Origin of the sequence: Weissella sp. MSCH1, from assembly GCF_045799135.1 — a bacterium.
In the GTDB taxonomy this organism is placed as follows: domain Bacteria; phylum Bacillota; class Bacilli; order Lactobacillales; family Lactobacillaceae; genus Weissella.
The window spans coordinates 1-9771 of sequence record NZ_JBJMBA010000017.1 but is presented as its reverse complement, the minus strand read 5'-3'; the positions used below and the strand labels follow the sequence as shown (position 1 = coordinate 9771).

At 35.8% G+C, this 9771-nt stretch carries 12 protein-coding genes; 3 read left to right on the top strand and 9 right to left on the bottom strand.

All coding sequences use genetic code 11. The features are described 5' to 3' along the window. Nucleotides 1-619: mucin-binding protein (locus ACJ28U_RS00525; protein ID WP_407618054.1), on the top strand; the 619-nt coding region annotated here is incomplete at its 5' end. 400 nt (nt 620-1019) lie between these two features. Here the strand turns inward: ACJ28U_RS00525 and ACJ28U_RS00520 are convergent. Genes ACJ28U_RS00520 through ACJ28U_RS00510 form a run of 3 tightly spaced genes read right to left on the bottom strand, consistent with a single transcriptional unit; the run spans nt 1020 to nt 2990 of the window. Continuing rightward, nucleotides 1020-1283 carry a hypothetical protein gene (locus ACJ28U_RS00520; protein ID WP_407618053.1) on the bottom strand — a complete coding sequence of 88 codons (264 nt, stop codon included), beginning with the start codon at nt 1281-1283 and terminating at the stop codon, nt 1020-1022. A gap of 5 nt (nt 1284-1288) precedes the next feature. Next, nucleotides 1289-2398, bottom strand: a complete 1110-nt coding sequence (locus ACJ28U_RS00515; protein WP_407618052.1) for a hypothetical protein — start codon at nt 2396-2398, stop codon at nt 1289-1291. Beyond that, nucleotides 2391-2990: an ATP-binding cassette domain-containing protein gene (locus tag ACJ28U_RS00510; RefSeq protein ID WP_407618051.1), complete on the bottom strand. Its 600-nt coding sequence runs from the start codon at nt 2988-2990 to the stop codon at nt 2391-2393. The genes ACJ28U_RS00515 and ACJ28U_RS00510 overlap by 8 nt, the downstream gene beginning before the upstream one ends. Nucleotides 2991-3713: 723 nt before the next feature. Here ACJ28U_RS00510 and ACJ28U_RS00505 point away from each other — a divergent pair. Beyond that, nucleotides 3714-4253, top strand: coding sequence for a YagU family protein (locus tag ACJ28U_RS00505; RefSeq protein WP_407618050.1), 540 nt, complete (start codon nt 3714-3716; stop codon nt 4251-4253). 304 nt (nt 4254-4557) lie between these two features. Here the strand turns inward: ACJ28U_RS00505 and ACJ28U_RS00500 are convergent, their stop codons facing one another. From ACJ28U_RS00500 to ACJ28U_RS00475, 6 genes are all read right to left on the bottom strand, one after another. Beyond that, nucleotides 4558-5040, bottom strand: coding sequence for a hypothetical protein (locus tag ACJ28U_RS00500; protein ID WP_407618049.1), 483 nt, complete (start codon nt 5038-5040; stop codon nt 4558-4560). Nucleotides 5041-5096: 56 nt separating this feature from the next. Beyond that, nucleotides 5097-5390, bottom strand: coding sequence for a hypothetical protein (locus ACJ28U_RS00495; RefSeq protein ID WP_407618048.1), 294 nt, complete (start codon nt 5388-5390; stop codon nt 5097-5099). Nucleotides 5391-6616: 1226 nt separating this feature from the next. Continuing rightward, a complete protein-coding gene (locus ACJ28U_RS00490) occupies nt 6617-6751 on the bottom strand; it encodes a hypothetical protein (RefSeq protein WP_010370263.1) in 135 nt (44 codons plus the stop codon). Nucleotides 6752-6778: 27 nt separating this feature from the next. Further along, entirely contained in the window at nt 6779-7288 is a 510-nt protein-coding gene (locus ACJ28U_RS00485; RefSeq protein ID WP_407618047.1) for an Asp23/Gls24 family envelope stress response protein, read from the bottom strand. Nucleotides 7289-7519: 231 nt separating this feature from the next. Further along, on the bottom strand, nt 7520-8074 hold the full coding sequence (gene amaP, locus ACJ28U_RS00480; protein WP_407618046.1) for an alkaline shock response membrane anchor protein AmaP: 555 nt from the start codon (nt 8072-8074) through the stop codon (nt 7520-7522). Between the two features lie 27 nt (nt 8075-8101). Further along, complete coding sequence (locus ACJ28U_RS00475) at nt 8102-8347, bottom strand: GlsB/YeaQ/YmgE family stress response membrane protein (RefSeq protein ID WP_407618045.1); 246 nt, start codon at nt 8345-8347, stop codon at nt 8102-8104. A 384-nt stretch (nt 8348-8731) separates the two neighbouring features. Here ACJ28U_RS00475 and ACJ28U_RS00470 point away from each other — a divergent pair. Next, nucleotides 8732-9771: lectin-like domain-containing protein (locus tag ACJ28U_RS00470; protein ID WP_407618044.1), on the top strand; the 1040-nt coding region annotated here is incomplete at its 3' end.

The following is a 9771-nucleotide window of genomic DNA, read 5'->3' as shown; positions in this document are numbered from 1 at the left end:
TACCGCACAAAAGACAATACCAGGTTATACTTTTAATAAGATTGATCCAACAGGTGCACTGGCAACAGGTAAGTTTACAGCAAATGATCAAACTGTAACCTACGTTTACACTAAGAATGCACCGACGGTGACCACTGAAACGAAGACGGTTAACGAAAACATCGACTACGTCTTTGCTAATGGTGATAAGGCAGCTGATAGTCACACTGCCGCAGTTAAGTTTACGCGCCAAGTTTCTACCGATGCTGTCACTGGTGAAAAGACTTATGGTGATTGGTCTGCCGATCAATCATTCGATGCAGTGAAGAGCCCTGATTTAAAGGGCTATACCCCTGATCAAGCTCAAATTGATAAGCAAGTGGTCAAGGGATCTTCTGATGACCTATCATTCAAGGTGGTTTACACTAAGAATGCACCGACTGTCACTACTAAAAATGTTCATAACAATGGTTCTTTGGTATCTCAATCAAAAGAACAGCAAACATTACCTAATTCTATGGAATTACCCAATACAGGTGTTGATAAGACAGAAAGCATTACGATTGCTGGTGTAATGATGCTGATTCTGACTATTATTTTGGGTATGATTTTCACGAGTAAAAAGCATAAAAACGATTAGTTTATATAGCTATACCAAAGGGAGTCGACATAACATCGATTATACAAAGTTGCCTATACACCGGCGCTTGCAAGCCCTGACTTTTTGAAGTTCAAAAAGTCAGGGCTTATTTGATGCATCCTCAAACTTGTGAAATTCAACAAAAACAAAACTAGACCAACATAACTCCAGAGCCTCCGGAAGGCACAGGGACAAATCCCTGGCCAACATTAAAAAATGCCCCAAAATCTGTACGAAATCAGGCCATTTTGAAAAATTTTCAGGGTACGATCCCTATCGGGCTCGAAAAAGAAGTCCGGAATCTTGACATCAGAGCCATGTACAGAAAAAAGCAACGTTAGCTATTATTCTACGAAATTTAGCTAACGTTGCTTTTTTAATTTTAAAGGATTAATTCACTTTAATAATAGTTGTACCCAGATTCGAAACGGTCATAGTTCCAACCAGAGCTTACCCAAGTGTTATAATAGTGGGCTGTTCCACCATAATAAGTTGTGTAGTGCCATGCATAGTATGTTTTTTTACTCGTAAATGCGTTGATATCATATTGTTGATAACTTGGTACACTACGTGCTGATACTGACTCAACTGCCACAGTTGACGCTACTCCAATACTCAATGCAGCCAACCCAACGGCTGCAGCTGTCCTAAATCCCTTTGGCATAATCATTACCCCTTTGCCTTAATAACTGTTATGCGATGATATGAAATGTTCATAAGTATTACTACAATAATCGCAAACAAAAGTATTATAACACCATTAGAGAACGTTAAGTTAGTATTTTTAGTAACTTGGATTAAAGAGCCATTTAGTATTTTAGGAGCATTTACATAGACGCCAGGAATAAGCTGAATAAAACTATTCATAAACGAAAAGATAAAAGGTGCGATAATTTGAAGTAATAATACTCCAACAGTCAAAAATGCAGCCAACATCTCAGATTTGGTAAGGTTACTTATAAATTGTCCTAGAACAATTGCAGCCAATAAGGATAACGTTTGTAAAATGACTGTTTTGATCAGCATATGCCCGATTGGCTGAGTAGCACCCAAAGTCTCATTTTGAATAATAATAGGGAAGTTAGGATCTCCTATACCATGGAATAGCGAAGCTAGTCCGAAAGCAAATAATATCAGGAAAAAATAGCTTGAGACCACTACAATTCCGGCAGTCAGCAATCTGTCAAAGTCCAGGGCTATATTGTTTTTTGGAATGAGATTATCCATATTTTTACCGTTTTGAAATTTCCAAGTAAATATGGGAATAATAACAAAAATAATTACAGCAAACCAAAACCAAGGAAAATATATGGTTAATGAATCAAATAGAAAATTAAAACCAGTTATACCGAAGGCGGGTATTTCTGGATATACGTTATGCTTTTCAACGTATTCTAAAACTGCTTTTTGAGATTTAAAATCTGCTATTTGATCATCACGTCCACCAGCTTTTTCTAGTGATGCAATATCTTGATTCGTTGTGAAAAGACTATTCTTAGCGGCTTTAGCCCAATCTTTATTATTGAAGGCATCTATCGTTGTCTTCTCATGGCTCATCCTTGCAGAGATGAAATCGTCTACGAATTTAGAGTCCATTTTTACCTGTTTTTGATTATATGTGTAATCCGATTCGGCAAATTTAGCTAAATTTGAATTATTTGCTGCTCGATTATTGCCGGCATATATACCGATGACACTAGCAAAAATCAGAATCATTGGAATAATAAATAATTTTTTTCGAACAATAGCCTTAATGTTAAAAATTGTGAATTTAATCATTATAAATTAACCTTCCATCATTTAAAGAAATCGTAGTATTTGCTAAATCAACTAATTCTTGCGGCTGATGCGTCACAAAAATAATCATTTTCCCCTCATTTTTGGCAGATTTTAATATTTTTTTCAAAATTTCTGAATTAGCATCATCTAGTCCATTGTTCAATTCATCCATTAGCCAAACTTTGGTATCTGATATCACATACAGTGCTAACACAAACATTTGTTTCATGCCTAAAGAATATGAATTTATTTTTTTGTGTACAAATGAATCTAGCTTTAATAATTTCACGGTGTCATTAATGTCAATATTACTGCTCCAAAACTGCTTATATAAGGTCAGATAATCATATCCTGACATGTTGGCATCGAAAATAAAATCATTCGGCAAATAAAACGTCTCGCTAGATTTATAGTCATACTTAATATTTCCCGAATAAGGAATTAACCCTGATATGGCATTTAATAACGTGCTTTTTCCAGATCCATTACGAGCCATAACTAAGTAAAATTTATTGTTAGAAAACGACATGGATACATTGTTTAAAACAATGTATCCGCCAAACTGAACATGCAGTTTATCCAAAATGAGCATGAAACTCCCCCAAAAATATAAAATAATAGTAATATGTAATTATATCTCACATTATTCGTATTACCAAAAAATTTACTTTCACTAGTTATTGATGATGGAAATATATAACTATTACAGGTGCGCCTATGCTATTAGTTTACAGAGCAGAAGAAAATATGTCCGTAAATCTAGCATAAGAGCAAACACAAATTTTTAATATAAGTAAAATCAACAATCATATTAGACCTATACCAAAGCAAGGTGACATAACATCGATTATCCCAAGTCCCAGCCTTACCAAGGCCTGACGGCTGATTGCTCACCTCGTTAACTTCACAAACTTAAAAAGAACCGATCGGGGCGTTTCACAAACACCCCGATCGGTCCTTTTTCACAATTTAGACCAATTCAAAAATAACCAGCTTAATTAGCCACTTAGACGAACATATAGTATACTTTTAAACATCAAATTTTAAGTACATGTACAAAAAAATCCAGTCGCTGTCCGTTTTTTGGATGGTGACTGGATTTTTTTCTATCAAAAAACAAGCGATTACTTCCGTAATCAACGTATAATTTGTCAATATTCTGACTGAAAAAGCCTAATTAAATTAACTATCGGTTGCTATGTAAATCCTAACCCTGACAGCTAATAATTGTTATTACATCAACAATCGTTGCTATAATATGTTCGTATCGATTAATTATATAGATACAATTTACAGATAGGATGGATAAATAATTATGTTTCATTTAACTACCCCAAAGGCGAATATTAAAGAAATTTCGATTAAAAGTATTTGGTATGGTCTGATTGCTGGAATGATATCCGGCATGGTAAAAATTGGTTGGGAGAATTTGTTCCCACCACGAACCATTGCTCGTAATTTAATTAACCCTCCCCAACATATGGCCATGCAGTTGGGTGTACCCAAAAAACTTGTTGAGTCCTTTGTTTATTACTCTCAAGATCAAAAGGTATTCTGGTTTACACTTATTCTACATTTTTCATTTGCAATTGTATTTTCAATTCTTTTTGTCTTTATCTCACAATATTGGCCTACCATTGGACTATGGCAAGGAACGCTATACGGTGTTGCATTGTGGATTATTTGGCACATTATTTTAATGCCGGCATTTGGTACAATACCAGCACCATGGAATCAACCTTTCGCTGAACACTTCTCAGAATTTTGGGGACACATCGTCTGGGCATGGTCTATTGCAGCAACAGTATATTACTTAATTGCCAAAGACCACCACGGACATTTAAAAAATATCTAAATTAAAACTATTTGTTGATTTAGCGATACAATAAAAGTGTTTCACACAGTCTTTCAATATTTTTTAGCTTATCTATTCAACAACAAAAAGCTAGTCACTGTCCGTTTTTTTGGACAGTGACTAGCTTTTTGTTTCTACCAACTATCGGGCGGTTAGTTAGGTTGTTGCGGTAGCAACTTCTGATACAAAATTTAAGCACTTACACACAACAAATTTATATGTTGTGTGTAAGTGCGCATTGTCAGCAAAACGCTGACTGGTGGTAATGAAATGATGGCTATATCTTATCTGGTAAAATACCCAATTATCCAAATATCCGACGCCAAAAACCTTTTTTATTCTCGGCGCCGTTTGCGCTGGTTTCTGACACAACTTCTTCTTGCTGTAATTCAGTTTCCAATGACAACACTTTTTGTTGCTCCGATTCCAATTGCAGCTGCGCTTTAAGTTGCAATTGTTGTGCTTGATCAGCTAATTTCTGTGCTTGCTTAAGTTGCTGATTCAATTCAGCAATCTGTTCATCTTTAACCGTCAATTGAGATGATAATCTTTGAATTTCTGATTGGGAAAAGTGTTCATCTTTGTGTTCATTCTGTTCAGCAAAGTGTTCATTTTTCTGTTCAGTGTCCATTTTAGATTGAACAGTTTTTAACTGTTTAATTTGTTGACTAGTATAATTACCAGTCAATTCAATACCATTTAACTTTGCTCGTTTATAGAGAGTTGTGCGCGATATCCCCAACTCATCAGCAAGTGCTTTTACAGATTTATATAAGTGTTCAGTCATGTGTTCACCTGTCCATTTATTACTGTTCAAAGTGTAAAGCCTAACTGAACAGTTTGTTATTCGTAATCTTCGGCAGTATCTGCCCACCAATCTGCTAATTTTTGCTCCTGGGTTAGATCAATACTATGTTCATTTTGATAATCAAATTCTTCATCACCCAATAGCCGCTTTTCTTCATCATATGATAATTCAGGGTCGAAGGGGAATTCATCAGAGACGTACACACGTTTCAATGCGGCAGCAAGATATTCTTCAACACTCATACCTTGCTTACCAAGAACCTTTTCAGCAAGTCCAACCCAGTCAGCATCAAGTTGAACAACGTGTAATTTCTTTTTATATTCGCTCATAATTCCTCCATTTATCAGGCTGTTCAGTACGGATATGGCCTTGATCATAACAAAGTAATACCTTAATAATAACAAGTTAACACCTAGTTAATACCCTAATTTTAACGACTGGCTATCGCAATAAATAACTGCAAGGATCAATGTAACGCTATACAACGACCGCTGGACAAATTTGTATAAGTGAAATCCATCTGCATTCGTGCCCCGCGTATTCTTTACACAGGATACCTATAAGCCTTCGGCAGACACAGGGGAAAGCCCCTTGACCCCTTGCATGCTCACGCCTTAAAGACCCAATTATTAAACACCACGTTGAACAATAGCTCAATCAGGCGTTGCGGATAGCCTGCAAGGCTCTCTCTCTCGACACTCCACCAACTATCCCCTTAATGGGGCTAATTGGTGTGTTTCGTTGAGTGCATCTCGCAACGACTGATATTCCTATCACAGTAGATTATGTTCAAGCTACCCCTTACAACCTTTGGTTATGTTTTGACGTTGTTTTATATCTACTTGTGTCTATTTATATGGCTGACACCTAAAAACGCCTCTGAGAGCTTCTCAGGGCGTTTTTTGACATATGGTAACTGTTTAACCCATGACATAACGCTAGGACTACTGACTTCGAACGATTACTCGTTCAGCTTTTCCGCATGCTATATTTCTTCATCACGGCGCAACCCGCGATCGGAAAACTAACCGCTACCCATTGTGTTGGACGATTAACTATCTCTTCTCCACGTCTCTGTTTTTGCTGTCTGTGGAGCATACAGCAAGGTTCTTCACGTGCCGTCCTACTCTCCATGTAGGCTTCTTTGTCCTGAGTGCGTTCTACTCTGTCGCCGTAACGTGGCGGGTACCGAGTGCAAAAAAATACGAGAGACAATGTGACCCGATTCAGTCACATTGTCTCTCGTCAGAAGTTGTTCTTTTCTTGACGCATTCTCTGTAAGTACCTTATAATGTACTTACATCTTGAATGACAACGTGCTTTGAATGGTGATGCATTCTTTGCACTGGCACTTATCTTGCTTGCAGGCTTGATAAGTGCCTTTTCTTTTATATTTGATTAGTTGATGTCTTAACTTTAACCAGCATCAGCAATACTTGCAAGTGTTTATTTTTTCATTCTGCACTTTTTACCACCGTATTTTGAAAATATTATGTAATAAAACTTTATAATTAAAATAAAAAATGAACGACAGTATTATCGTTCATTTTTTATTTTAATTATAAAGTTTATCGGCTAGCTTATCACCAGCCTTATCAATTTCCTTTGCTGTAAGAACAGTTGCTACTGAAACTATCCCTACTAAAACTAGTGAAGTAACAGCTGTCACTTTTAATATCTTATTAATCATGAGTAACCAACTTTCTTAAAATTATTGTTATTGTACACGCGTATCATCATCTGTAGACGTAACCGATTTCATTTTTTCAAATCCGTCTGTTGTCTTATCTTGAACTGATTTTCCTACCTCAGTTACACGATCTTGTATAGTTACTTGTGATTCCTCGAATTCTGATTTAGTTTGAATATCTATTACTTCAACATTAAGTTCAACTAGAGTAAGACTAGTTGCTTCTTCTATCTTTTGAGATACAACTTTACTAATATCTTTATAAATATCATGTGCGTTATGACCAAATTCAACAACAATATTGAGATCTACAGCAACCTGTTCTTTACCAACCTCGACATTAATTCCATCTGTTGGATTGTCACTATTAACGATTTTATTCTTAATATTAGCTACAAAGCCGCCATCTACGCCTAGCAATCCTGATACATTTTCAATTGCATAACCAACAATCTTTTGGATTACTTTGTCATCAAACGTCAATTGTCCTTTAGGAGCTACAGTCTCCTGTGTTACTGTCTTATTTTCCGTAGTCATAAATTTATCCCCCCGCATTATTTATTAAAAATGTCATGTAACAATTTACTTAATTGGATACGATTATTATCAAACAAAAGGCCTAAGAAACCGAATATTCCTGTTATAAAAACTACTAGTATCGTTTTTATGAAGCCAAATTGAATTAATAAAATAGTAATTACAAAACCAATTAAGCTACTTAAAAAAACTACTGTCTGTTTACGATCCATACTCGATAAACTCCTAAAATTAAATAACTCGCGATGCTTTATTATTACGCTTATTAGATTGATTTACCTTTATATTTACTCGAATAGGTGATTTATCAACCCCAGATAGTAAGCTTCTCAAGCTATCAGTTAAGTTTTTTTCTACTCGTGGTAAATCAGATATAATCGATTTTTTGTATTCAGAATCGGCGGTAACGTTAAAACGCTTAATATGTTTAGTGTTTTTGATACTGACTTGAATATTACTTAATCCTTCGCCGGATAACTGTGTCTTAATAAAACTGTTGATTCCTTCATTTCCCAAAGACAGTGTGCCTTTCCCTGAGTTAATTAACAAAATAGATTTTCTTTGCCGAGGCAACGCTATTACAACAATTAAAATTACACTAGTTAATCCTAGAATAAATATCTCATTATATCTAAGTAACATTTGTTCGCTAAGCGAACTGTGTAAATTAATATGATCTAAAAACGAAAGTATTTTGGTAATTATATCGGGCCAGATAATCGTAGAAATACTAACTAAGTAAATTAGAAGAATAATAACAAGTAACACCTTGTACAATCTCTTCATAGCATACCCCCTCAGTACGATATAATGCTACTTTTTTGCCTTAATACCAAAGATTGCAGACACAATCAAAACTAAAATAACTGCTCCAATAATTGATGGGAAAATTGCCATTCCAGCTAAGCTAGGGCCCCAATGTCCCAAAACACCTTGTCCAATTGAAGAACCAATCAGACCGGCTAAAATATTACTGATCCATCCCATAGACTCTCCACGGTTTGTTAAAGCACCTGCAACTGCCCCAATTACTGCCCCAACGATTAATGACCAAATCATAATCCATTCCTCCTATAATTAAATATTTTAAATACATTAATACTATTTCTAAGACAAAAGATACCACTTTAATTAAAATAATAAAATTAATAGGTCTTATTAAGACATACCATAACTATACCAAAGTCAGTCGCCATAACATTGACCATACACAGTTGCAGTTACAGCAGCATCCATAAGCACTGACTTTGTGAAGTGAACGATCACGTTAATCAGTACTTCTTTGTTGTAGATTCAAATACAAACTGTACCACTGTCGTCGCCATTATTCTGTAAGTCATAGAATAAGTAAACCCCATGGCCTTATTTAAAAAGGTGACGTAGGATTGGTTGTGTATAATACTAATAGACCCTAAAATAGGGCTAATAGGAGAATCATATAGGATGAAAAAAAATATAATAAAGTCTAAGTCGGTGGTGTTATTTTCAGCTACCACTCTTTTAATGGGAGGGATAGTAACCACTGATTCGATGAACTTGTTGAATACTAGTACAGTTTATGCCGCTAATTCTAGAACGGTGTCTGTTCAACCTGTTGATTTTTTGAAATACTTTCAAAGGAATGGATCTGCAGCTAACTTTAGCTATGATTTGTCAAATTATGTCCAAACACTAACACCTGATCAACAATCTCAAGTAGGAAACATTACGCTCATTAATAAAGTTGATATGTCTCAAAACTTTGTATTTAAAGGTGAAATAAATCTGGGTAATAAATCTACTAACCCTCAAGGAGCTGATGGTATTGGTATACTATTCCACCCCGGAGATACTGATATAGTAGGCGGAAAAGGTGGCGCTGCTGGTATTGGTGGGGTACCTGGTGCGTTTGGATTTAAACTGGACACTTTTTATAATTCAGCAGGTGAATCTGGTTTATTCCAACCCGACCCCAATATGGGGGGCGCGTTCGGTGCATTTGTTAATGGGACTACGGGAACAGCTATAACAGACACAAGTACTGCCAAACTGATAACAAAGCCTCAAAACAATCAATTTCTGCCAATAGAAATTGATTACACTGGTTCAAATCATGTTATGACTGTTAACTATAATGGGACTATCTTTACTAAAGATATTTCTAGCTTGCTTGGAAGTAACACGGCAATGTCTTTTTCAATTTCAGCTTCAACGGGGTTTTATACGAATCTACAACAACTTAAAAACATTTCGTTTGATTATACTATTGCGCAAGGTACTGTTATTTCGAAGTATGTAGATGATCAAGGAAACGAAATATCTGAATCTACATCTACATCCGGGGATTTGGACACCATGTATAGTACCGCACAAAAGACAATACCAGGTTATACTTTTAATAAGATTGATCCAACAGGTGCACTGGCAACAGGTAAGTTTACAGCAAATGATCAAACTGTAACCTACGTTTACACTAAGAATGCACCGACGGTGACCACTGAAAC

Excerpts from the sequence above, each read along its gene's own strand:
- ACJ28U_RS00515 (WP_407618052.1), bottom strand. The coding sequence starts at position 2,398 with ATGATTAAATTCACAATTTTTAACATTAAGGCTATTGTTCGAAAAAAA.
- ACJ28U_RS00500 (WP_407618049.1), bottom strand. The coding sequence starts at position 5,040 with ATGACTGAACACTTATATAAATCTGTAAAAGCACTTGCTGATGAGTTG.
- ACJ28U_RS00495 (WP_407618048.1), bottom strand. The coding sequence starts at position 5,390 with ATGAGCGAATATAAAAAGAAATTACACGTTGTTCAACTTGATGCTGAC.
- ACJ28U_RS00485 (WP_407618047.1), bottom strand. The coding sequence starts at position 7,288 with ATGACTACGGAAAATAAGACAGTAACACAGGAGACTGTAGCTCCTAAA.
- ACJ28U_RS00510 (WP_407618051.1), bottom strand. The coding sequence starts at position 2,990 with ATGCTCATTTTGGATAAACTGCATGTTCAGTTTGGCGGATACATTGTT.
- ACJ28U_RS00520 (WP_407618053.1), bottom strand. The coding sequence starts at position 1,283 with ATGCCAAAGGGATTTAGGACAGCTGCAGCCGTTGGGTTGGCTGCATTG.
- ACJ28U_RS00505 (WP_407618050.1), top strand. The coding sequence starts at position 3,714 with ATGTTTCATTTAACTACCCCAAAGGCGAATATTAAAGAAATTTCGATT.
- amaP (WP_407618046.1), bottom strand. The coding sequence starts at position 8,074 with ATGAAGAGATTGTACAAGGTGTTACTTGTTATTATTCTTCTAATTTAC.
- ACJ28U_RS00475 (WP_407618045.1), bottom strand. The coding sequence starts at position 8,347 with ATGATTTGGTCATTAATCGTTGGGGCAGTAATTGGGGCAGTTGCAGGT.
- ACJ28U_RS00490 (WP_010370263.1), bottom strand. The coding sequence starts at position 6,751 with ATGATTAATAAGATATTAAAAGTGACAGCTGTTACTTCACTAGTTTTA.